Consider the following 23664-nt stretch of genomic DNA (forward strand, 5'->3'; position numbering starts at 1 on the left):
TTTATATTTTTCTTAGTATTTAGTTCTGCAAATTTGTTTGGAAATATCACTGCTTAATTAGCGTCTCTTATCAATTCACAGACTATTTATTAAGTTTATTAAATGAATCTAGCCTGCTGTTTAATTAGGCATATCAGTTTTTTTAATTCCAATAATCAAATAAAAGCACAATAATTTGAAACAATTTCGTGCAATTTTGTCGAGTTGCGCTAGTCCTAGAGCACAAGTCGATGTAACATATCGGGTCTTTAAATTTAACTGTGATAGGACTATGCGCGAGTACGCTGTATTTACTTCGGAATCTGTAAGCGAAGGCCATCCAGATAAAATGGCTGACCAAATCAGTGATGCTATCTTGGATGCAATCTTAAAAGAAGACCCATACGCACGGGTTGCTTGTGAAACGCTTGTAAAAACAGGTGCGGTTGTACTTGCCGGTGAAATCACAACAACTGCGAACATCGATTTTGAAGCGGTTGTCCGCCATACCGTTAACAGTATTGGTTATCATCATTCTGACCTAGGTTTTGATGGTTCGACCTGTGCGATCATCAACATGATCGGTAAGCAGTCTCCTGAAATTGCTCAGGGTGTAGACCGTCAGAAACCTGAAGATCAAGGTGCTGGCGACCAGGGCTTGATGTTTGGTTATGCCAGCCGTGAAACTGATGTACTCATGCCTGCGCCAATTTCTTATGCGCACCGCTTAATGGAAAAACAGGCTGAATTACGCCGTAACGGTACATTGCCTTGGTTACGTCCAGACGCAAAAAGCCAGGTGACTTTCGCTTATGAAAATGGCGTGCCTGTTCGTCTAGATGCTGTTGTGCTTTCAACTCAACACGATCCTGAAATTTCACAAGCTCATTTAAAAGAAGCTGTGATTGAAGAAATCGTGAAAAAAATCATTCCTGCCGACATGTTCCATGCAGACACCAAATTCCACATCAATCCGACCGGGATGTTTGTGATCGGTGGTCCTGTAGGTGACTGTGGTCTGACTGGCCGTAAAATCATTGTAGATACTTACGGCGGTATGGCACGTCACGGCGGTGGTGCATTCTCTGGTAAAGATCCATCAAAAGTTGACCGTTCTGCTGCTTATGCAGGCCGTTATGTTGCGAAAAACATTGTCGCTGCGGGTCTTGCTGATAAATGTGAAATTCAGGTGTCTTATGCAATTGGTGTTGCCGAGCCAACTTCAATTTCAATCAATACTTTCAATACAGGCAAAGTGTCTGATGAATTGATCGTTCAATTGGTTCGTGAGCACTTTGACCTGCGTCCATATGGTATTACCCGTATGTTGAACCTGATCCAGCCAATGTATAAACAGACTGCGGCTTATGGTCACTTTGGTCGTGAAGGTTCAGATACTGCATTTACTTGGGAAAAAACTGACAAAGTCGAAGCACTTAAAGCATCTGCTGGTCTATAAGTTTTCAAGTTTTAAAAGCTCGCTTTATGCGGGCTTTTTTATGGCTTCTACTTTTAGCCTGACAAAAATTGAGCTGGAAATAGTTGTGTTTTGTTACATCTAAAACTCATATTAAAACGGATAAACTTATTCTTTATAAGCAGTGAGAAGCAATCCATATAAGGGTTGTAAGAAAATACATTCAAATAATCAGACGATTTATATTTGGCAAAAATTGTATAAGCCTTTATAAAAATTACATTTAGCGAACAAATTCTGATCTAATTATTAGCATAAATTCAAATAAATACTCGCTAGACTGTTTTCGACCTTACAACTACAAAGGATATGACACGATGAATAAATTACTTGTTGCTTTGGGTTTAGCTGCAACCGTTGCTTTAGTGGGTTGTAATAAGAAAGAAAATCCTGAAACAGGTGCGACAACTGGCGAACATTTAGAAAATGCTGCTACTCAAGCAGGCCATGATATGGAAGATGCCACTCATGAGGCTTCTCAGGAAACTGACCAAGCCATGGATAATGCGGCTGCAAATGCTTCCCGTGCCGCTGATGAAGCCGCCGCTGCGACTTCTCGAGCAGCAGATGCAACTGCTGAAGCCGCTAAAAACGCGACTGCTGCAACTGCCGGTGCTATTGAAGAAGGTGCAGGCAAAGTACGCGAGAAAGCTGAAAATTAATTTTTAAAGCTTTAGATCTTTAAAAGCCTGCTTTGCAGGCTTTTAAACTTTTTATACATTTCACTATTAGGCAGGTGATTGTTCTAATTAAGCTGATATCTTTTGAAATAATCACGACCTTATATCATTTAAATTCATAATTATTATCAGTTATCAGGATGTTTAATTGGCTCTTAGAAATTCTAGATCAGCCCATTTTAGTGAGAAATTGCGTAATATACGCGACTTTATTTTTTAAAGCTTGATCTCCCATGTTTGTTATTGCTGCGTCTTCCCAGCGATCGAATCTCTCGGTCTGGGTGGCTTTTATTTTACTTGTATTAGGAACTGTCGGTGCCTATCACATCGTGGGCCTGAACCAGGCTCTATTATTTCTGGTGGGTGGTGCACTGGGTATGACCTTGTATCATGCCTCGTTTGGTTTCACCTCCAGCTGGCGCGTCTTTATTAAAGAACGTCGTGGTCGTGGCTTACGTGCCCAAATGATCATGCTGGGTCTTGCTGTCTTGCTATTTTTTCCTGCTTTAGGCGCAGGTGAACTGTTCGGTAATCCAGTTCAAGGCTTTGTCAGTCCAGTTTCGCTTTCTGTGGTAATCGGGGCATTTATTTTCGGGATTGGCATGCAGCTCGGTGGCGGTTGTGCATCAGGCACACTTTATACCGTTGGTGGTGGTAGTGCCCGTATGCTGGTAACCCTGTTCTTCTTCTGTGCTGGCTCACTGATTGCGACTTCGCATATTGACTGGTGGTTTAACCTACCCCATTTCGCACCCATCTCCATTGTAGAAAGTTTTGGTGTCATTCCTGCACTTGTTTTGAGCTTTGTCATTTTTGCTGTTATTGCTACTGCAACTATCTTTTTTGAAAAGAAACGTCATGGCAATTTAGAAGTTGAACCTCAAAGCCAGCATCAGGGCTGGAAACGCTTTTTGCGTGGTCCATGGCCATTAATCTGGGGTGGAATCATTTTAACCCTGCTTAACTTTGCTACTTTGGCGCTGGCTGGTCGTCCATGGGGAGTTACTTCTGCCCTTGCTGTCTGGGCCGCGAAATCTGCAAGTTTTGTTGGAATTGATGTAGCCTCTTGGGCGTATTGGCAGCAACCAGCCAATGCCAAAGCCTTATCTGAATCGCTCTGGTTCGATATTACGTCTATGATGAACTTTGGCATCATGCTTGGTGCATTATTGGCTGCCAGTCTGGCAGGTAAATTTGCTCCGAACTTCAATATTCCAAAACGTTCATTGGTTGCTGCGGTTATTGGCGGTTTGATGCTTGGCTACGGCGCTCGTCTGGCTTATGGCTGTAATATTGGTGCCTATTTTAGTGGTATTGCTTCGGGCAGCGTACATGGCTGGTTATGGCTGGTCTTCGCATTCCTTGGAAATGGTCTGGGTGTAAAACTTCGTCCAATTTTCTTCCCCGGTGAGAAACCTCAACCAGAAAAACTGACTGGTTGCTAAATAAAAAAGCCCATCTTTGCGATGGGCTTTTTTATAGCTTAATACTTACAACGCAGCTTTTAGATTACAACCATAATTCATGGTTTGTTGAACCTGACGATAAGCCGTATAACGGTCCAGAATAAAAGTATAGAACTGATCGCTAGATGCAAAATTGGATTTCAGGTCTTCATTCTCGGCTTTAGGCAATTGAATTTCGTCGACCAGATTCAGATTATAATGCCCCAAGCGATACATCTCAGCAAAATAACCATTCATCATGTCACAATAGGCCACTTTACTGGATTTTAGCGCAGTCCGGCTGACAGGATGCTGATTCAAGGTTTGCAGGTTATTCACATCCAAAGGCAACTGATGAGAAAAGGCAATGCTTTCTACTTTTTTAAATTGCTGAAAGTCCTGTGCCAACTTACTGTTTAGATCATCAAAACGTTGCTGTAATTCCTGTGCACTTTTAACCTGATATTTACCCGGATCTACTGCTATTTTCTGTTGCTCTGCTGAACATGCAGCCAATCCAGTTACCATAGCTAATGATGCCAGCCATACCTTCATATCTATACACTCGATCTAAATATTAGCTGTCATTATGCCTTAAACTTGGGCGAAGATTTTATTTAAAGTACTTTCTCATTCATATAACGCCAGTAGCGTTTAGGTACATACTGGATATGCAGCTTCATATTTTGTCGTGCCTGAATATTCACGCTTTTAAAATAATCTTTCCAAAGCTGATCATAGAGTACTTCTTCATCATCCAGTTCAATGCTAAAAGACTGACTATGTCCAATCCGGATTTGTGGATCAACTATTTCTGCATTCATCTCTATCTGGTGCACATCATTTAAATCGTAATAGATGCCGTACTGGCGCTGCTCATCATAAATTAGCCAACGCTGGTCTTGGTAACGTTCCTTAAAATGTCGGGAAATAATCGGCAGTACATTAAAATCCGGTTTGACCAGACTGAGAAACAATCCATCTTTGGCCTTTTTGAAGCGGACAAAAGCTTCCATACGATGCTTTTCACGCCCGACCTGTTTCATCCATTGTGACATTCCGATGACTGCATGATGGCCATAATCTTTATCAACCGGCCGCTGATTTTGAAATACATAAACTGCAAAATCGAACAGGTTCTGAAATGCCTGTTCTTTTTCAGAAAGAAAAGCATAATAAAAGGCTTTTAAACTACTGGATGATACTTTCTGTTTTAAGCCTTGCCAGACCCGCTGTCCCTGACTTTCATTCGGAGCTACATGAATAAAATCATCGAATAAGCCATTTTGTGCCTGCGGATTGGCCGTCACTTTGACATCAAACTCTTTAAACTCAAAAGCCCGAAATACACAGCTTAATAAACCGGTCATGGTGCCATCAAAACAGTACTGTGCCATCAGAAACCGAATCCTAGTTGAGGTGACAGTTGCTGCTGATATTTGGATTGACCGGCTTGTAAAATCTGCTGGCGAATCTGCTGGGATTGCTGCTCCTTTTTAAATTTCGGTGTATCTGCACAGCGAATAAAATGCTGCGCCCGGTTATACGCCACGCCCATCCGTTTTAGTTGATCGATATGAATCTGACCAAAACGGCGTGCCTGTACAATCTTTTTGGCAGAACGTACTCCAATGCCAGGCACGCGTAATATTATCTTGTAGTCGGCTCGGTTAATATCAACCGGGAAGGCCTCCGGATGGCGTAAAGCCCAGCTCAGTTTTGGATCAATATCCAGATCCAGATTTGGATGCTGGTCATTCACAATTTCATCTGCTTCAAAACCATAAAAGCGCATCAGCCAGTCAGACTGATATAGACGATTTTCTCTTAATAAGGGTGGCGCTGAGCCGATTGCAGGTAAGGCTTTTTCTTCGGGATTAATCGGAATATAGCCAGAAAAATACACGCGTTTCAGCTTAAATTCCTTGTAGTGCCGATCAGCCATCAAAATAATATCTTTGTCCGTTTCACTATGCGCACCGACCACCATTTGCGTGGTCTGTCCTGCGGGAACAAATTTGGGAACGGATTTGATGATCTTACGTTCATCTTTCAACTGGATTAAGCGATCCCGTACAATTCCCAGATCTTTTTGCACTTCTGTATGGGTTTTCTCTGGAGCAAACTTTTGCAAGCCTGCTTCGGTTGGCATTTCCAGGTTGATACTCATCCGGTCGACATATAAACCCGCTTCAGTAATGATCTCCTGCGATGCTCCGGGAATGGTTTTGAGATGAATATAACCATTAAAATTTTCTTCAAGACGCAGCTTTTTCACCACCTGCAACATCCGCTCCATGGTGTAATCTGCTGATTTAAAAATTCCCGAACTTAAAAACAGCCCTTCAATATAATTACGGCGATAAAAATTCATGGTCAGATCGACCACTTCCTGCACGGTAAATGCAGCACGTTTTACGTCATTGGAACGACGAGAGACACAATAGGCACAGTCAAAAATGCAGACATTTGAAAACAGTATTTTCAGTAATGAGACACAGCGACCATCTTCGGTATAGCTATGACAGATTCCATTTCCGGTATTGCCCAAGCCTTTGTCTTTATTTTTACGGTTACTGCCACTCGATGAACAGGACACATCATATTTGGCAGCATCAGCTAAAATTTGTAGTTTTTCTCGGATACGTTCAGACATGATTTCAGCAAGTTGTTGGCTAAAAACCTATTATAAATTTTCCCCGCTATACACTATAGCTTTCCAGTCTTTGTGGCGACATCTCATGTCGTAAGAAATGTAATTGAACCGTTATCCATACAGCATTATTTCAAAATAAAATAACCAATATGATTTGCTTAATTTTGCGGCTATAGGCAAAGTAGATAGAGTAACAGGGAGCAAATCTATGTCTTTATTAGAAAAACTCGGAATAAAACATCCTATTTTCTTGGCCCCTATGGCAGGCGTTTCGACACCTGAACTGGCAGCGGAAGTTTCAAATCAGGGTGGTCTGGGTTCGCTGGGCTTGGGAGCCAGCAGCGTAGAGTCTGCGCGCCAGCAGATTTTAAAAACTCAGGAACTTACAGATTGTCCGTTTCAGGTTAACTTTTTCTGTCATGACAGTCAGCCTCTTGATGAAAACGTAGCCCAAGCCTGGATTGACCAGTTTAAAGATAAATTTGCTGAATACGGAATTAATCCACCCACTCAATTGAACTGTATTTACCCAAGTTTTAAAGACAATGATGATTTCTTGAATCTGGTTCTAGAAACCAGACCATGTGCGGTCAGCTTTCATTTTGGCATTCCTCTCCCGCATCAGGTTCAGGCCTTAAAAGATGCCGGTATTCTGACGATGGTATCTGCCACCAATTTTGCTGAGGCCAAAGCCATTCAAGCGGCAGGGATTGATATCATCATTGCTCAAGGCATTGAGGCTGGAGGTCACCGGGGTATCTTTAGTACCAAGTTTGATGCCTCAGTCAAAACCTCTAATCTAGTGAAGTTAATAAAACAGCATTTTTCACTGCCAGTGGTTGCTGCAGGCGGAATTATGAATGGTGAACAAGCCCGTCAGATGATGGACTTTGGCGCTGAAGCAGTACAATTAGGCACGGCATTTGTTCAATGCAAATCTTCCAATGCCAATGACGCCTATCGTAAAGCGCTACTGTCCAAGCCGCTGACTCAAGTTAGTGCCAGCATTTCCGGCCGCCCAGCGCGTGGCATCATTAATCACTGGCACATAGACGTAGACACGCCTAATCGTCTGGATGTTCCTGCCTATCCATATACTTATGATCTGGCCAAGCAGTTACATGCAGCAGCGTCCAAACATGGTGATCAGGGTTATGGCGCGTTTTGGGCAGGTTCAAATGTGGCGCAAATTCGTGAGATGGAAGCTTCTGATTTAATTAATCAGTTAGTGCTGGAAATGAAACAAAAATAAAGCAAAATTTAATTTTAGAATATAAAAAAACCTCTCCAAAGAGAGGTTTTTTTTATATCGTTCTTTTAACGAGTCATACGATGCCAAGCATCTTTGATCGCAAATTTTGCTTCTTCCCAATTCAAACGAGATTCACCTTTTACCTGTTCCCATTTGGTTCGTAATTCAGGTTCGGCATGTTCGAAGTCAGTTTGACGGTCATATAGCGGACGGTTTTCATAACCAACCCGATAAGCACCACGATAGTCACGATCATAGTCGAGATCGCTGTAAGTAGTGCGTGATTCCGTATAATACGGACGGTTGGTATGCTCAGTTCTCCAGTAATCATCTTCCTGCTTAATCGTGTCCGGATGCTGATAATTATCTGCCTCTGGATGATTTTCTGGATGCTCGTAGTTATCCGTCTGTTTCGGATGATCAGGTGAAGCAATATCATTCCCTGCAATACCGCCTACAACACCGCCAATGATACCGCCTACTACTGCCCCTGGAGGACCACCTACCAGACCGGCAGTCGCTCCAACTGCTGCCCCGCCTAAAGTACCTGCACTGGTAGCAAGTACATTATCCTCACCTTCATTCATATCTGGCACACGAGGATTATCTTTTTGAGGTGAATTCAAATCTGGTCGAGCACTGGCATCTGTTGCATCTTGATTTAATGCGTCACTACGTTCCTCTGGTAATTCAGTCGAGGTTTTATTGCCAAAGTCTGTAACTGGACGATTGGTATTTGTCATTATAGATCTCCCTTGATCATGAGAATGAACAAGATTGAATAAACATCTTGCCATGCTAGAAATTCAGCTTAGAGCAATTTCACGTAAACAATGTCCATATCCTGTCCAGTTTCAGTGAACTTAATATGCGGCTATGTTCACTACAGTCTTTAATGTAACGGAAGCATATAAAATTTTAGCTATAAGATAAAAAAGGTACTGTATTTACTACAGTACCTTTTAGAAGAACTAGGAAATCTCTCTTTTTATTTGGTTTCTAGCAGATTCACCTGATTCACCTGTACATCGCTCATGATATGTCCATGTTCCAGTAATCCATTAAAATAGTTTTCCACCACTTTATATTGATCGGCAGTGTTTTCTACCTGATACATATTTTGACGGAATTCATTACTGGAACGTAGACCTTTGGTATACCAGGCAATATGCTTACGCGAAATACGGCAACCTGAATATTCACCATAAAACTCATAAAGCTCGGATAAATGCCCTAGTAGCACATCTTTCACTTCAGCAATACTTGGCGCAGCCAGATGCTCTCCGGTTTTTAAATAGTGTGCAATTTCACGAAAAATCCAGGGGCGACCTTGTGCTGCACGGCCGATCATAATGGCATCCGCACCTGTATAGTCCAGTACATATTTAGCTTTCTCAGGGCTATCAATATCTCCGTTCGCAATCACGGGAATATTCAGCATTCCTTTCACTTCCTTAATTAAAGAATAGCGTGCCGTATTGAGGTACATGTCTTCACGAGTACGGCCATGTAATGCCAGCGCTGCAATCCCCGCGTCTTCAGCACGTTTTGCAACTCGCAGAATATTTTCATGACCGTTGAGATAGCCCAAACGGGTTTTTAAAGTCACAGGAACATCAACTGCAGCAATGACTGCATCTAAAATACGTGCAACCAGATCTTCATCCTTTAACAAGGCAGAACCGGCCAGCTTATTACAGACTTTCTTTGCTGGACAACCCATATTAATATCAACAATTTGTGCCCCATTTGCAACCTGATAACGCGCTGCCTCAGCTAAGTCATGCGGATCAGAACCGGCAATCTGCGCTGAAATTGGTGCCAGCTCACCATCAAAATTCGCCCGATATAAGCTTTTTTTACTCATGCGCAAGGTCTTGTCAGAAGTCATCATTTCACTGACTGCATGACCCGCACCGAAGTACTTGCATAAGGTTCTAAATGGACGATCGGTGACACCTGCCATGGGAGCGACCCAAAGTTTCTTATCTATTGACCTATCAAACAATTCTGAAATTACATTATTTTTACTCAAAATCTTTAACCTCATTTAACTTCGTTTAGTCGCTCCGTATTGACTTTTAACGCTCTTTATTTGCAACCTATTTGCACCACTACATTTTTATGGTGCAAATTCATGGGCATGGTCACTAAGCGACAAACAAAAGACGGTACAACTCGGTATAGAGCTCAGATCCGTATATAACGTCAAGGCTACCCTGAATTTAAGCAATCCAAAACGTTCAGCAAAAAATCATTGGCTGAGGAATGAATCAAACGCACGGAAGCCGAGATTGAATTGCACCCTGAAAAAATATTGAACCCTGAGATGCAACTTAAGCACAAAACCCTTAGAGAACTCATATTTCAGTATTTGGATGAAGCGGACAGTTTTGCTAGGACAAAAACAGGAGCACTACAGCATATCGCTAGTTTAGATATTTCTAACAAGGATATCTATTCCTTAACCTATGAGTACTTCTAAATGATGGGATTTTGAAAGAAAAATGATGGGATTAAAGGATTATTCTTAGGGAGTTACTAATACTCATTCACCACCAGTAATTATAAGTATGTCAAAAGTACAAATTATATTTTTATTAATTTAAAAAACCTAACATGATGGAAAACTTGTTTACATTAGATTTCTTTCATAAGTCATTTTTCACTCAGCTCCAAGTTATAAATTCCAGCAATTAGATTGAATCTTAATGCTAGTCTTTTGCCTCGATTGCGATATCGCTCAGCAAGAATTTTGAAGGTTTTCAAACTGCCAAATACATGCTCAATTCCAATTCTTCTTTTATTGATTTCCTGATTATAGATTTTTAGTTCGGAATCCAGTTTACAGCGCTTCTTTGCTTTTAATGGCAACAAGCTATTTGGATACACTGTATAAATTCCCTGATAACCCTTATCCGCAAGGATAAATGCACCTGCAGGAATCTGATTCAAGTTACGTTTGAAGAGTTCGAAATCATGTACGGCACCACGACTCGTACATAAACTCAGGATTTTTTGAGTTTGATAATGAATGATGGCCTGTACTTTGAAAGTGTGGGTCTTTTTCTTGCCGCTATAGCTTTTCTTCTGTTTTTTTAGGCCTTTGGATTGGAATTTCCGTGGCATCCACGATTACAACATTCCAGTCGATGCCTTCGCCCTCGGGTAAATCTTTGGGTAAATTAAACAGATTGGACCGAATCAGGCAGTCTTCAACATGACGGACAATTCTTGAGGCTGTGGGCTCTGAAACCCCGTAACTCGTCGCAACGTGAAATAAGGTTCGGTATTCCCGCCAATAGCTCAGACAGAGCAGAACCTGATCCTCCAGGCTTAACTTGGGCGGTCTGCCTTTGGCAGGGACATGTTTCTTCAATTGCTCAACCATCAAATAGAAAGTTGACCATGAGATGCCTGTGTATCGCTTGAACTGAGGATCAGAAAGCTTGTTTGAATCGATGTATTTCATCCGCAGATTATGCACGAATGCTAAGAAATCCGGAGTGCAAATATTAACCAAAAAGAAGATCGTTTTTTGATTTATGAAAGAGATCTAATGAAATTAAATACATAAATTCAAAAGCATAAATATATACTTTTACTGAAATAAAAGATCACAAATATAAATTATTTAGATTAAAAAATTATTACTTAAACTTATAGTTCACATAAAATAATTAAATGAATTTTATTATTATCTATCACAGCATTTATAACATATAATATTTATGTGATTTATCATCCATTTTAACAGGTTATTGTTAAATGAAACGTATTTTTATGTTTTTTTTGCTATTTATATCTTCTATTACTAGTTTAATCACGTTTAGTCTAGCTGGTTTAGCTAAAGATGTTTTTTTTCTGGGAATTGGTGTCTTATTTACCATCATTACCCTTCTAGTTTTTGCTGAGATTAGGTCATGGAAAAGTGACCCTTTCAGGGAGTAACATTAAAATTAGAGATAGGCCCATATTTAGTGGGCTTTTTTTTACAATAAATTTATTTATTAAATGGCGGATTCAAGCGGCAAGTGCAACAGTATAAAAACCAGCCATAACTTCACTCGGTGTATACCAACCTAGTGTTTTTCTAGGACGATGGTTGAGTGCAAATTCTATCTGCTCTATTTGTTCGTTTGACACGCCATCAAACGATGATGATTTTGGTAGATATTGACGGATTAAACCATTCGTATTTTCATTTCTAGCTCGCTGAATAGACTTGTAAGGATCAGCAAAATACGTCTCTATGCCAGCATCAGTAATTCTTTTGTGTTCGGAAAATTCTTTGCCATTATCAAATGTCACACTATAAGCATGGCTCATTTGTAAACGATCTAATGCACAAGTAATCGTTTGAGAGGATGCTCTTATTGGCCCTAAATGAACAATATGTACATACAGGCTCTTTCGATCAACGAGAGTCAATAAAGCACCTTTATGATGTTTACCAATCACCGTGTCACCTTCGAAATCTCCTAAACGTTGTCGTTGATCAATGACCTGGTGTCGGCAGTGAATACTTTTTTTATCAATGATTTGACCCCTACGATCCGTGTTTTTGTAACCGCGTTTTCGATATTTCTTCTGATGCCTTAAATGTAGATGAAGTTTACCGCCTTTTGATTTATCTTGATAAATGTACTGGTAAATCCACTCATGTGAAGGTACATCCAGCCAACCGCTTTGTGTTAAAGCACCTGAAATTTGTTCGGGTGACCAGTCCAAACCAATCAAATAATCAATATAAGCGAAGGCAAATGCTGTCATTGATGATGAAGGACGGTACCGTCTTTGACTTGCAAATTTAGCTGCCTGTTGAGCTCTATATCCACGTTGCCCAGTATTTCTTTTTAATTCACGGTAGATGGTTGATCGTGAACGTCCTAATTCCCGAGCAAGGGTAGCGATTGAACTTTTACTTTTCAAAGTAGCATAAATTTCGTATCTTTCATCTTGAGAAAGTTGGGTGTATTTCTTCATTGTGTGCTTTCCAATTGCGAGTTGAAAAAGTCTAATGATTCTATGAATACACCTAACTTTTTCAACTAATTACAAATGTGTTGCACTTGGGATTTGAATCTGCGAATTCTATATCTTAGAAAAAATTTTATTTTGTAAATATGCTTCCATGGACTTTAGACATCTACGCTTGAGAAACCGACTATTAACCCCAATCAATATAGATATAAATTCATCACTTTTCTGATGGACATAGTATACTGCATCTGCCTTGTTCACTCATCTTTTCAATTTATTTACGACACCATGAACAAATATTTTGCTCAAGTTTTTTCTCTTAAGTCCATATCCATACTTGCTTTATCTATTAGCCTTGTAGGGTGTGGCAATGGTTCTTGGTGGTCAAATGATGAACCCACTCTTGAAGTTGAACATATTCGCAAAGCCATTCCAGGTCGTGTCAGCCAGCGTGAATCTTGGGCACAAGATATTTATGACATCACTGACCAGCTCGGTATTCCACAAACCAAAGAGAATATCTGTTCAATCGTGGCAGTTGTCGATCAGGAATCTAACTTTAATGCAGACCCGGTAGTTCCTGGTCTTGGTGAGAAAGCCGTTAAAGAAGTTCAGGAACGTCTGGAAGAAAAATTTAAAGATAAACTTGGTGAAAGTATCGGTGGAACAGTTGCAGGATATTTCCAGGATGTACTGAAAAACCAGCCAAGTCCAGAAGACAATTATCTCAGTCAGATGCGCCGGGTCAAAACCGAACGTCAATTAGATGAACTTTATCGTGAAATCTTTGATTACATGGCCAAGCATTATCATGTAAGTGCACTGACAGGTGCAGCCAAACTATTTGGACAAAATATTGGCGAAAAAATGAATCCAATTACAACTTTGGGTTCCATGCAGGTTCATATCAGCTATGCCAAGGAATATAAACGTCAAGGGGGCAGTATTGCTGATTTGCGTAGTGACCTGTATAGCCAGTATGGTGGACTGTATTATGGGATTCATCGATTGATGATGTACCCTGCGGATTATGAAAAACCGATTTATCGTTTTGCTGATTATAACTCTGGGATGTATTCCAGCCGTAATGCAGCATTCCAGAGCATGTTAAATAGCTTAACCGATGCCGAATTGAGCCTGGATGGCGATTTACTACTATATACTAAAGATGGCGCGATTCGCTCACAAAAGAGTCAATCTGAACGAGAGCTCATCAGCGTTTTTGCAAAAAATAATTTTATTATTACTGAACGTCAGATTCGGGCGGATCTAAAAAAAGAAAAAGTTAAAGATTTTGAAGATACTATGACTTATCGTGGTATCAGTAAACTTTATCAAGAAAAAACCGGTAAAGAACCAATGTATGCAATGATGCCAGAAGTCGTGATCTCAGGCCCGAAATTGAGTCGTGAGTATAATACTAACTGGTTTGCCAGCCGTGTCGATGGTCGTTATCAAACATGCATGCGCCGCATCAAAAACATAAAACTCTAGCCTTATTTGATTTTGATGGAACCCTGTATCCTTATGACAGTTTTACAGGGTTCATTTTCTATGCTTTAAAGAAAAGGCAGATTTTAAAACGTGGCATTCGTATTCTGCCTTGGATTCAGGCTTACTATCTTAAGCTCTATCCTGCTCATGCAATGCGCCCAAAGCTGTATTACACCATGTTCAAAAATAGTCATGCGCATGAAATTCAGCAGCTTGCCGAAGAATATGCACAGCAGCTTGTTTTAAGATTAAATCCCAAGCTATTAAAGCAACTCAAACAACACCAGCAACTCGGGCATCAAGTCGTTCTCGTTTCTGCTTCACTGGATTTATATTTAAAACCGGTTTGTACTTATTTAGGCATTGACCTGATTTGTAGTGAAGTAGAAATTCTGACAGGCAAAATGACAGGTTTATACAACACACCTGATTGTAGTAAGGATCAGAAGAAAAGTAGAATCTTGGAAAAATATAATTTAGAAGATTATGCTGAAATTTATGCTTATGGAAATAGCGAAGAAGATGAGGCAATGTTAAGCCTTGCACATTATGCTTATCTGGAAGGCCGAGATAAAGTACTTCCACTACTTGAAATGACTTTACCTGAGTCAGAGCTTAAAATAATTAATTAAACTGAGACTAATAAAAAACCGCTATGAATAGCGGTTTTTTATTGAAATCTATCTTACTTCTTAAACGGAAACGCATATTTCACGATACGTTTAATCACGCTGCCATACTGTTTTACCAGACTGGCATTATTATAGTTTAAGCCGTATTTTTTACATACTGCTTCTACTTTTGGCGCCATTTGACGATAACGGCGTGCAGGCACATCTGGATATAAGTGATGTTCAATCTGATGGCTTAAATGTCCAGTCAAAATATGAAACGCTTCAGAACCAGTCAAGTTTGAAGAACCACGAATCTGGCGCATATACCAGTGACCACGGCTTTCATTTTCCATGACAGCTTTCGGAAACACTTCTACATCTTTAGTAAAGTGACCACAGAAAATAATACTGAAAGTCCAGATATTACGAAGGCCATTTGCCACCAGGTTACCTGTCAATACCGGTAATGCTGCAGGACCTGCAATCAATGGAAAGAATACATAATCTTTGAATAATTGCTTGCCAATTTTACGCTGCATTGGCTTCCATTCTTCAAGGGTTTGCTCTTTGGTTTTACGGCCTTTGAAGTATTTACCCAATTCAAGGTTTTGAATAGCTACGCCCCATTGGAACAGTAAGCAAAATGGAATACTGTAGATTGGCTGTAATAAATAACCTGGTTTCCAGCGTTGCTCAGGGAACAAACGCAATAAGCCATAACCGATATCATCATCCATGCCTTTAATATTGGTATAGGTATGATGCTTGAAGTTATGAGTTTGACGCCAGTTGTCTGAAGTTCCTACAATATCCCACTCGTAGGTTTGGCCATTGAGCTTCGGATCATTCATCCAGTCATATTGACCGTGCATGACATTATGACCCAATTCCATATTTTCCATGATTTTGGCAAAGCCTAATAAGCCTGTACCTAATAACCATGCTGGCGGGAACCAGCCTGCGAATAATAAGGCACGACCTGCAATCGATGAATAACGGATGCTCGAATATACGCGACGGATATATTTGGCATCTTTTTCACCTAAATCATCCAGCACTTCCTGTTTGATGGCATCCAGCTCACGTGCAAGTTCATCTAGCTCAGACTGGGTCAGTTCACGGTTTTTAGGATTTTTAAAATACTGTAATTTTACTGGCATATTCATAGGATAAAACTCGCTTATAAGTCGATGACAAGGTCAGTCTGCGCTGAGTTAACACAAATTTTTAAAAGATTACCTGGCTCGGTATTTTGTGCGCCATTTACCAGATTCTTGGTTGAGCCTTCCGCTTTATTACAGGCACATTTATTACAGATGCCCATACGACAGCCATGGGTCGGTCGGATATTCTGCTGTTCCAGACTCACCAGAATCGACTGGCCTTTAGGAATCGTGACGATTTTTTTCGATTGAGTCAGGGTTACATTGACAAAGCCGGTATCAGCTTCATCACTCAGACTCATGCTGAACGCTTCACTTTTGAACAGTTTTGCTGAAGCAAATAGTCGTTCTGCAGTCGCAACAAAACCTGATGGTCCACATGCATAGACTGTGCTTTGTTCCAATGCCTGCAATTGATCTAGATAAGATTCATCAAGACGCGGCGCAGCCGGTTGTTCCTGAGTTGCGAATACCCGATAAGAAAAGTTTGAATATTTTTGTGCCAACTCTTCAAAACGCGCAATGAAAGCAGCATCCTGGTTTTTCTTAACCCAGTACCATAAAGTTACTGGTGCAGCCAGTTCAGCTTTATCTTTTAAAGCTTCCAGCATACTCAGCATTGGGGTGATACCACTACCCGCAGCAAGCAAAAGCAATGGGCTGCTCTGTTCTGGCAAAGTCATGTCACCGAAAGGCTGACCGAATTCAATGATATCACCGACTTCAGCCTGTTCAGCAAACCAGGTAGTAACTTTACCCGCATTCACTTTTTTAACCGTCAATAAAATATGCTGCTGATCAATACGGGTCAGACTATAGCTACGTTCATAACGAATGCCGTTCACCACCACAAATACAGGATGATGCTGGCCCGCCTGACCGAACTGGAATAAATGATTGACACGAATCGTCAGGCTCAGCATATCCTGCGCAGCATGTTCTTTGCGCACAATCTTGCCTAAGGGCTGATTCATTGACCATAAAGGATTTAATTTCTGCATCCAGAAATTAATCGCATATGGATCAATCACACTCTCTTTCAGCGTATTTAATGGCGTTTTAAGCTTTTCGAGTACAGGCATCGTTATAGACATCACCTTGGATTTTTAATTATTATACACTTGTATATATATTTGTATATACATTTGTATTGTTTCTAATCATTTCACAAGCTGGACTGCCTTCGTTATAATGTGTTAATGCCTTTTACTAATCACCTCATGAATGAGCCTTCAATGAAAATAAGCAGTGACGCGTCTTTACCATCGAAAAGCATTGATGAGCCCATTATTGTCCGTAGTGTGGGCCGTAAAGCGACCATTACCAAGGAAGAACTGTTCCAGGCTGCTTTAAACCTGATCGGACCACAAAAAAGTATTTCATCTTTAAGCTTGCGTGAAGTTGCTCGTGAGGCTGGAATTGCTCCGAACAGTTTTTATCGTCATTTTAAAGATATCGATGAACTGGCGATTGAACTGATTGATCGTGCCGGGATTGTGCTGCGTCAGATTCTCAATGAATCTCGTCTAAAAGCATCGAAACAGAACAGTATTATTCGTAGCTCTGTTGAGGTCTTTATTGCCCAGCTGGATGCTGATGAAGGTAATTTAAGCCTGTTATTACGTGAAGGTTATACCGGTTCAAAATCTTATAAACAGGCAGTCGAACGCCAATTGAATTATTTCCAGCAGGAGCTTCAGGAAGACCTGATCCGTCTGGAACGACTAAATAATAAAAAATTATTTCATCCCGAGATTGCGGCCAGAGCGATTACCCAACTGGTATTTAATATGGGTGCCAATGTGATCGATATGGCACCTGAAGACCGTAAGGAAATTGCGGAACAGACCATGATCATGATTCGCATGATTCTGGAAGGTGCCCGTCATCTGGATCAATCTCAGATCCGTTAAGCCAGCTGAAAAAAAAGACTCTTAGTGAGTCTTTTTTATTACCAAGATTAAAGCTTATTCAATCTGGCTTTAACATGGTTTGCCGTCATTTCCGGATGCTCTAGTGGAAACATATGTCCGCCCTGCACCACCGAATAATGAATTTGGTAAACCTTATGCATGCCTTGTGGTAAACCTTGCTGATAAAACTGGCTGCGCTCTGCTGTGATTAAATGTATCGGAACCTGGGGTGGTTTTCTTGGTGTACGCCACCACCAAGCCGGTACAGTCCGGAAAATTTCTGCCTCAATCTGTTTGGGAATGGCTAAAGTTACCCCTCCACGCTCTTGATCAGGCACAATCCCGCTTTCGATATAATCCTGAAAACATTGCTCATCAAAATGCTTAAACAGACGATTCGATCTCAGCGCTTCAACGGCGTCCTGTTTAGATGGCCAGTAATCTTTACGTTTTAGGGTAATACCTGCCGGAGTGAAACGGTCAATACTTTTTAAGTTGAGCTTTTTCACGACTTCAAACAGTGCACTGTTTTTACCAATCACGAAAGGTGGATCCATGATCACCAGTTTGGAAAATAAATCCGGACGTTGATAGGCTGCCATTAAAGTTATCAAACCACCAAATGAATGTCCCAGCCCAATCACCTTTTGATCCGGAGATTGCTGCTGGATATCCTGTATCACTTCATTTACTAGATAACGCCAGTCTTTGGTAATTGGATAGGCTGGATTCATCCCGATCAGCGGAATTGCCTTGACCTGATATTCATCCTGAAAATAATTTAAAAACTTGCGATAGCTTGCCGATGGAATGCCATTGGCATGAGTAAAATGCAAAACCTGTTTCATTATTTTCTTTGATCATTTCTTTATAAAGTCTGAAAGAAGCTTAATATTGAAATGCAAAATTCTACAGAACCAAATTCATCAATCTATGACCTTTAAGTCACTATGAACTCATGTCTGGATATAGATGATTATTTTTTGGAAATAGTCAGGTTTTGCATCGGCAAAAAAGTGGCTCCACAACTGGCTTTATCTCCAGCAATGATTACAGCCCTGCCTTTGACTATTGTAGATAAATCACTAGCAATAGCTGTCACGGTAGTTTGGCACTTGGGACAGTAATGCTTCATGCCATTCAGATGCACCGCCATGCCATTAATTAAAAAAGAGTTTTCACATTCAGTGACCATACCGCCATGGCTGGTTTTCGCGCCAATAGTGATCAATGCTTTGGACATGATATTTTATTTCTTATTCTTAGAGGTGCTGATTTTAAACAATACAGAAAATATCAGCTAGCACAGCCCGACCAAAAGCTCAATCATGACTTTAATTCCAGCCATAAAAAAGCAGCCCGAAAGCTGCTTTCATAATTCATTAGATCTTATGGCTTAACCACGACCATTACTTGAATCGCTTCAGGTGTTACAGATAAACCTTCTAACAAACTCAAGCCTTCTTTTTGCAGCTTCTGTAAACGTGCGATTTCATCTTCACGGATACTTGGGTTGAACTGTTTCAGGTAAGTCAGACGGTCAATTTCATACTGCCATTTATTGCCATACGCTTCTTTAGCCTGCTGCCTGAAGTTTGGCAATGCTGAACGAGCTAATTCCAATGCCTGTTGATAACGCGCTTCAATCACTTCACGGCGTGCTTTCACCACCTGACGGCAGCTATTGCCATCTAAATGATGTAGATATGGTTTCAGGATTTCAGGCGCAATCTTCTGAGACAGATCCTGACCTTTTTCACTCAGCAATACACGGATCAGCTGCTGTGGCAAGCTTGACGGTAAGTTCAGTGCTTTTGGTGCAACCACATCAACCTTGAACCACACTTCCATCAATACAGAACCTTGTGGCAATGCTGCAGACTTTAAGACCGCAACGTTGGTACTACCAAAGCCCTGAGTATTGATCATTTCCATCACGCTTTCAGTGAATGGATGCTCTAAAGTTAGATATTGAGCATCTTCACGGATCTGAGCCTGGTCACGATAGAAGGTGGCTGTCATGCCCTCTTCATCCAGGGTCAAACCTTGTACCTGCATCTGATCCGTTGGCTTGATGATCACCGTACCATTGCTTTGCTCATCAAAGTCGATATTGGTCGATGCCATAAAACGCTTCATGAACATTGGCAAGGTGGTATTGTCATCATAGTCTTCAAGCGCATTAACAATTTCCTGTGCCACGACGGGACGGCAAGAATTGTACTCAAGCAGACGGTCACGACCTTCCTGCAACTCGGCTTCAAGCGCTTCACGTTGTACGCTAACTTCTTCCAGCAGATCTTCAAATTCCTGACCTTTATCTGCCAGCAAGCAATCTTTCAGGGCAACAATAAAGTTTTCTTGCAGCGTTTGCGCCGTTGGAGAAATGTTGCTGAAAATATTCAGCGCTTCGTTATACCAACGGAACATACGCTCCTGCGCAGTACCCACCAGATAAGGCACATGAATCTGGATACGGTTTTCCTGACCGATACGATCCAGACGACCAATACGCTGTTCCAAAACATCCGGATTGGCCGGTAAGTCAAATAGGATCAAGTCTGATGCAAACTGAAAGTTACGGCCTTCTGAACCGATTTCAGAACATAACAGAATCTGTGCACCATAAGATTCTTCAGCAAAATAAGCTGCTGCCTGGTCACGTTCCAAAAGACTCATGCCTTCATGGAACATGGCAGTACGGATACCTGCATGCAGACGTAATACATTTTCCAGTGCTTCAACCACTGGACCACTACGGGCAATCAGTAATACTTTTTTGTGTTTCAGATCAGTACGCAGCTTTTCCATCAACCACATTACACGCGGATCGGTTTCCATCCACGAGCCATCAAGTTGAGATTCTTCCGGCCACATCTGTTCACGTAGTTTGCCATCTTTAGACCAGTTTTCTGGCGCTGGCAATGGTGCTGGCTGACAGTCACGACCCGGGAAGCCCTGAATCGCTTCACGTGTGTTACGAAACAGGATACGACCCGTACCATGACGGTCTAGCAATTCATGAATGGCACGGAAACGTTGCTCTGGGGTATCTTCAATCGCATGACCAAGCAGGCTTTCAATCGCAGTGAAATGCTCAGCTTCCAGTGGAAGGTCTGACATCAGTACTTCAGCGATTTTAGCGGTATGCTGATATTGCTCTTCTTCATCTAGGAAACGATCCAATGAACTGAAACGTTGCGGATCAAGTAAACGTAGACGTGCAAAGTGAGATTCTACACCGAGCTGTTCTGGTGTTGCAGTCAATAACAATACGCCCGGTGTTTTCTCTGCCAGCTCTTCGATCAGATCATAACGGTCATTGCCGCCTTCTTCCTCAGACCACATCAGGTGATGCGCTTCATCGACAACCAACAGGTCAAAGCCCGCTTCAATCGCCTGTTCGCGTAGATCTTCGTGATCCACCATCAAGTCCACAGAAGCAATAATGCGCTGTTCGGTCAGGAATGGATTTAGTTCAGGATCATGCTCTTTGATCGATGCAGTACGAGCCAAATCAAATAGGGAGAATTCAAGATTGAAACGACGGCGCATCTCAATCATCCACTGATATTGCAGTGAATCCGGGACCAAGATCAGAATACGTTCAGAACGGCCAGTTTTAAGTTGCTGATGAATGATCAGACCTGCTTCGATGGTTTTACCCAAGCCTACTTCATCGGCCAGTAAAACACGCGGCGCGAAACGCTGACCGACTTCATGTGCGATATACAACTGGTGTGGAATCAGACCCACACGCGAACCGACCAAGCCACGCAATGGACTGGTTTGCATATTGGCTTGCATCAGCAAGGCTTCAATACGCAGGTCATACCACTCTTTATAGTCAATCTGGCTAGCCAGTAAACGATCTAAAGGTTTAGACAACTGGATCGTTGCACCTACACGGGTTTCATTTAAAGCTTTACGTTCTTCTGTACCATCTTCAAGAGTACGAACCACGTGATAACGCACTACACCATTGCGGTCTTCAACTGACTCAACGGTCCAGATCGTACCTTCCTGATCTTGCAGTTCGTCATTCGCATTAAATACGATACGAGATAAGGGTGCGTTACTGCGAGCATAGACGCGAGTTTCATCGCTTTTTGGGAATAAAATGCTGACCGATCGCTCATCAACATCAATGAGAACCCCTAAACCGAGTTCTGTTTCAGTATCTGATAACCAACGTTGACCAATAGCAAATTGCTGCAATTTTTCCACCTTTATCTTAAGTACAAGATTATGAATATCAGGCTCAATCACGAAACGTCATTTGAGCAAAATTTCACACCTTCAAGCAATGTATTTTGACATAAAGCCCACTAAAAAGTGAGCATAATTCACGTCGATTAAACAAGTATTTCCTAGAATTCAGCCGGACAATTAAATTCAACTAACTGTTGTGTTTTAGGATGATAAAAACTTAAACGCTCGGCATGTAAGCATAGACGCGGACTAAGCTGTTGCTGCTCTGGCGTTGCATACAAGGTATCGCCAATAATCGGATGCCCGAGATATTGCATATGTACACGGAGCTGATGTGAACGACCGGTAATCGGAGTCAGTTTCACCCGAGTCACAGCTTGCCTCTGAATTTCAAAATGTTCGATGGCCTGCCATTCTGTAATTGCCGGCTTATTATGATTCGGTTCAGCAATATGCAGTGGTGGACAGCTTGGATCATAAATGACAGGCACATCAACTGTACCCTTGCCTTCTAATGTTCCAGCCACGATGGCCTGATAGGTTTTATCGGTTTGGCGTTCCTGGAACTGGCGAGAAATGGATTTTTGCCCTTCTCGGCTTAAAGCAAATACTAAGATACCGGAAGTGTCTCGATCCAGGCGATGGATCAGCAAAGTTTTAGGTTCTAATTTGATGAGGCGATTGATCAGGCAATCTTGTAAATCTTCTGTTTTACCGGGCACTGTGAGTAAGCCAGCAGGCTTATGGATGACCATAAAATCTTCATCACGATGTATCAGATGTTCGGTTAGAAAATTACTCAAAGTTCAATCCCACGCTGATCGCGAAAAACAAGGCGGCCATAATAGAAAGCTTGAGTGATAATTACAATGCGCATTTATGTAAATGGCGATGAAATTTCCGATTATTTTAAGAAAATTACCCAATTAGCGATTATCGACGTGCAGATTGCATTACAAAGCTCACTAAATCATGTAATGACGGGTGTTCCAGCACATCTTCATAACGCAGATCAGCACCATGCGCACGCCATGTGCCAACCAGACTGACTACTGCTACAGAGTCCAGTCCATACTGCTTTAAATCAGCATAAGGATCAATTTCCAGCGCATCTATATTCAGCTGTTCAGCTACTGCTAACATGATGCCTTTGGTTGACAATACATATTCTGACGGCGCACTTAAGTTCCACAATCGGGTCAGACTATAGCTGTTCATATGATGCAAACCTTGTGCCACTATATTCTCAATCCACTGGATATGCTGTTCCTGACTAGGCATCAAAATTGCATCATTAATTATGCAAATTTGGTCTGTCACACTTTGCAGATGTGGCAGGATCTGTTTCAGCATCGGTGTGATTTGTCCGGCAAAAATCAGTTGAGGATGAGTTGAAGCATATTCTCCAAGTTGCTGCATGCCTTGAATCAGGTCATCGCCATATAGGTCGACAATGGGAATATCAAGTGCTTTAGCTTTATTGCTGATCTGAATCAGATTATTCATCAGCTCAGACTCTTGAATCCCGGCCTGCATTCTTAAATTATGCAGCCCAACCAAGACCAAAACTGAATCTGCAGCAGCAAGCTGCCATTTGGCTTGAGATGGAGCAATTTGAATTTTTCTGGGCATTGTATAGAGCATGGGAGTTTTATCTATTTAGCTTATTACCCGAATCGCGGATAAAAAATTGACTTGAAAAATAAGAGGACTAGAGCCATCAGTTGAGTTACCACACAAAACTTAAAACTCTAGTCCCGATGTTTAATAGTACCGAATTATTTTGCGTAATTGAT

General features: G+C 41.4%; 22 protein-coding genes and 1 pseudogene. 8 read left to right on the forward strand and 15 right to left on the reverse strand.

Going from position 1 to position 23664, the window contains the following annotated elements; translation table 11 throughout:
* Positions 1 to 271 precede the first annotated feature (271 nt).
* The 3 genes from metK to FTV13_RS12945 all read left to right on the forward strand — a co-directional run bounded on the left by metK (position 272) and on the right by FTV13_RS12945 (position 3581).
* Positions 272 to 1438 (forward strand): methionine adenosyltransferase, encoded by a 1167-nt coding sequence (gene metK / locus FTV13_RS12935; RefSeq protein WP_004786281.1) that lies wholly within the window; start codon positions 272 to 274, stop codon positions 1436 to 1438.
* Between the two features lie 335 nt (positions 1439 to 1773).
* Positions 1774 to 2118, forward strand: a complete 345-nt coding sequence (locus tag FTV13_RS12940; RefSeq protein WP_004786283.1) for a hypothetical protein — start codon at positions 1774 to 1776, stop codon at positions 2116 to 2118.
* A 251-nt stretch (positions 2119 to 2369) separates the two neighbouring features.
* On the forward strand, positions 2370 to 3581 hold the full coding sequence (locus tag FTV13_RS12945) for a YeeE/YedE family protein (RefSeq protein WP_034169960.1): 1212 nt from the start codon (positions 2370 to 2372) through the stop codon (positions 3579 to 3581).
* A gap of 45 nt (positions 3582 to 3626) precedes the next feature.
* Here the strand turns inward: FTV13_RS12945 and FTV13_RS12950 are convergent, their stop codons facing one another.
* The 3 genes from FTV13_RS12950 to FTV13_RS12960 all read right to left on the reverse strand — a co-directional run bounded on the left by FTV13_RS12950 (position 3627) and on the right by FTV13_RS12960 (position 6237).
* A complete protein-coding gene (locus FTV13_RS12950) occupies positions 3627 to 4136 on the reverse strand; it encodes a hypothetical protein (RefSeq protein WP_179993375.1) in 510 nt (169 codons plus the stop codon).
* Positions 4137 to 4198: 62 nt separating this feature from the next.
* Positions 4199 to 4978 carry a TIGR03915 family putative DNA repair protein gene (locus tag FTV13_RS12955; RefSeq protein ID WP_179993374.1) on the reverse strand — a complete coding sequence of 260 codons (780 nt, stop codon included), beginning with the start codon at positions 4976 to 4978 and terminating at the stop codon, positions 4199 to 4201.
* Complete coding sequence (locus tag FTV13_RS12960) at positions 4978 to 6237, reverse strand: putative DNA modification/repair radical SAM protein (RefSeq protein ID WP_179993373.1); 1260 nt, start codon at positions 6235 to 6237, stop codon at positions 4978 to 4980. Before FTV13_RS12960 ends, FTV13_RS12955 begins: the two co-directional genes overlap by 1 nt.
* A gap of 208 nt (positions 6238 to 6445) precedes the next feature.
* Between FTV13_RS12960 and FTV13_RS12965 the strand changes: the two genes are divergently transcribed.
* Positions 6446 to 7489, forward strand: a complete 1044-nt coding sequence (locus tag FTV13_RS12965) for a nitronate monooxygenase family protein (RefSeq protein ID WP_180012237.1) — start codon at positions 6446 to 6448, stop codon at positions 7487 to 7489.
* Positions 7490 to 7554: 65 nt separating this feature from the next.
* On the opposite strand, the gene FTV13_RS12970 is transcribed toward FTV13_RS12965, so the two are convergent.
* The gene (locus FTV13_RS12970; RefSeq protein WP_125279326.1) at positions 7555 to 8232 is read right to left on the reverse strand and encodes a hypothetical protein; all 678 of its coding nucleotides are present in this window, start codon (positions 8230 to 8232) and stop codon (positions 7555 to 7557) included.
* Between the two features lie 245 nt (positions 8233 to 8477).
* Positions 8478 to 9524, reverse strand: a complete 1047-nt coding sequence (dusB, locus tag FTV13_RS12975; RefSeq protein ID WP_179993370.1) for a tRNA dihydrouridine synthase DusB — start codon at positions 9522 to 9524, stop codon at positions 8478 to 8480.
* A 102-nt stretch (positions 9525 to 9626) separates the two neighbouring features.
* Between dusB and FTV13_RS15845 the strand changes: the two are divergent.
* Positions 9627 to 9971: pseudogene (locus tag FTV13_RS15845) on the forward strand (site-specific integrase); the annotation flags it as partial.
* A 176-nt stretch (positions 9972 to 10147) separates the two neighbouring features.
* On the opposite strand, the gene FTV13_RS12980 reads toward FTV13_RS15845, so the two are convergent.
* The 3 genes from FTV13_RS12980 to FTV13_RS12990 all read right to left on the reverse strand — a co-directional run bounded on the left by FTV13_RS12980 (position 10148) and on the right by FTV13_RS12990 (position 12475).
* Positions 10148 to 10618: a transposase family protein gene (locus FTV13_RS12980; RefSeq protein WP_180012239.1), complete on the reverse strand. Its 471-nt coding sequence runs from the start codon at positions 10616 to 10618 to the stop codon at positions 10148 to 10150.
* Entirely contained in the window at positions 10566 to 10961 is a 396-nt protein-coding gene (locus FTV13_RS12985; RefSeq protein ID WP_071851480.1) for a transposase family protein, read from the reverse strand. The genes FTV13_RS12980 and FTV13_RS12985 overlap by 53 nt, the downstream gene beginning before the upstream one ends.
* 551 nt (positions 10962 to 11512) lie before the next feature.
* Complete coding sequence (locus FTV13_RS12990; protein WP_180012242.1) at positions 11513 to 12475, reverse strand: IS30 family transposase; 963 nt, start codon at positions 12473 to 12475, stop codon at positions 11513 to 11515.
* 285 nt (positions 12476 to 12760) lie between these two features.
* Here FTV13_RS12990 and FTV13_RS12995 point away from each other — a divergent pair, with 285 nt between their 5' ends.
* Together FTV13_RS12995 and FTV13_RS13000 are read left to right on the forward strand one after the other, a co-directional pair.
* Positions 12761 to 13966 carry a DUF1615 domain-containing protein gene (locus FTV13_RS12995; protein WP_179993428.1) on the forward strand — a complete coding sequence of 402 codons (1206 nt, stop codon included), beginning with the start codon at positions 12761 to 12763 and terminating at the stop codon, positions 13964 to 13966.
* Positions 13933 to 14598: an HAD-IB family phosphatase gene (locus FTV13_RS13000; RefSeq protein WP_179993427.1), complete on the forward strand. Its 666-nt coding sequence runs from the start codon at positions 13933 to 13935 to the stop codon at positions 14596 to 14598. The genes FTV13_RS12995 and FTV13_RS13000 overlap by 34 nt, the downstream gene beginning before the upstream one ends.
* A gap of 53 nt (positions 14599 to 14651) precedes the next feature.
* On the opposite strand, the gene FTV13_RS13005 is transcribed toward FTV13_RS13000, so the two are convergent.
* Positions 14652 to 15746: an acyl-CoA desaturase gene (locus FTV13_RS13005; protein WP_004786314.1), complete on the reverse strand. Its 1095-nt coding sequence runs from the start codon at positions 15744 to 15746 to the stop codon at positions 14652 to 14654.
* Positions 15747 to 15760: 14 nt separating this feature from the next.
* A complete protein-coding gene (locus FTV13_RS13010) occupies positions 15761 to 16825 on the reverse strand; it encodes a ferredoxin reductase (protein WP_179993426.1) in 1065 nt (354 codons plus the stop codon).
* A gap of 153 nt (positions 16826 to 16978) precedes the next feature.
* Between FTV13_RS13010 and fabR the strand changes: the two genes are divergently transcribed.
* Positions 16979 to 17656 (forward strand): HTH-type transcriptional repressor FabR, encoded by a 678-nt coding sequence (gene fabR / locus FTV13_RS13015; RefSeq protein WP_004786319.1) that lies wholly within the window; start codon positions 16979 to 16981, stop codon positions 17654 to 17656.
* A 47-nt stretch (positions 17657 to 17703) separates the two neighbouring features.
* On the opposite strand, the gene FTV13_RS13020 is transcribed toward fabR, so the two are convergent.
* From FTV13_RS13020 to FTV13_RS13040, 5 genes are all read right to left on the reverse strand, one after another.
* Positions 17704 to 18504 carry an alpha/beta fold hydrolase gene (locus tag FTV13_RS13020; protein ID WP_034702914.1) on the reverse strand — a complete coding sequence of 267 codons (801 nt, stop codon included), beginning with the start codon at positions 18502 to 18504 and terminating at the stop codon, positions 17704 to 17706.
* A 128-nt stretch (positions 18505 to 18632) separates the two neighbouring features.
* On the reverse strand, positions 18633 to 18899 hold the full coding sequence (locus FTV13_RS13025) for a PAAR domain-containing protein (RefSeq protein ID WP_004786323.1): 267 nt from the start codon (positions 18897 to 18899) through the stop codon (positions 18633 to 18635).
* A gap of 146 nt (positions 18900 to 19045) precedes the next feature.
* Positions 19046 to 21883: an RNA polymerase-associated protein RapA gene (rapA, locus tag FTV13_RS13030; RefSeq protein WP_159123766.1), complete on the reverse strand. Its 2838-nt coding sequence runs from the start codon at positions 21881 to 21883 to the stop codon at positions 19046 to 19048.
* A gap of 143 nt (positions 21884 to 22026) precedes the next feature.
* Positions 22027 to 22623 (reverse strand): RluA family pseudouridine synthase, encoded by a 597-nt coding sequence (locus FTV13_RS13035; protein WP_302700667.1) that lies wholly within the window; start codon positions 22621 to 22623, stop codon positions 22027 to 22029.
* A gap of 178 nt (positions 22624 to 22801) precedes the next feature.
* A complete protein-coding gene (locus FTV13_RS13040; protein WP_179993423.1) occupies positions 22802 to 23512 on the reverse strand; it encodes a phosphopantetheine-binding protein in 711 nt (236 codons plus the stop codon).
* Positions 23513 to 23664: the final 152 nt, after the last annotated feature.

The organism is Acinetobacter sp. YH12235 (genome assembly GCF_013417705.1).
GTDB lineage: Bacteria > Pseudomonadota > Gammaproteobacteria > Pseudomonadales > Moraxellaceae > Acinetobacter.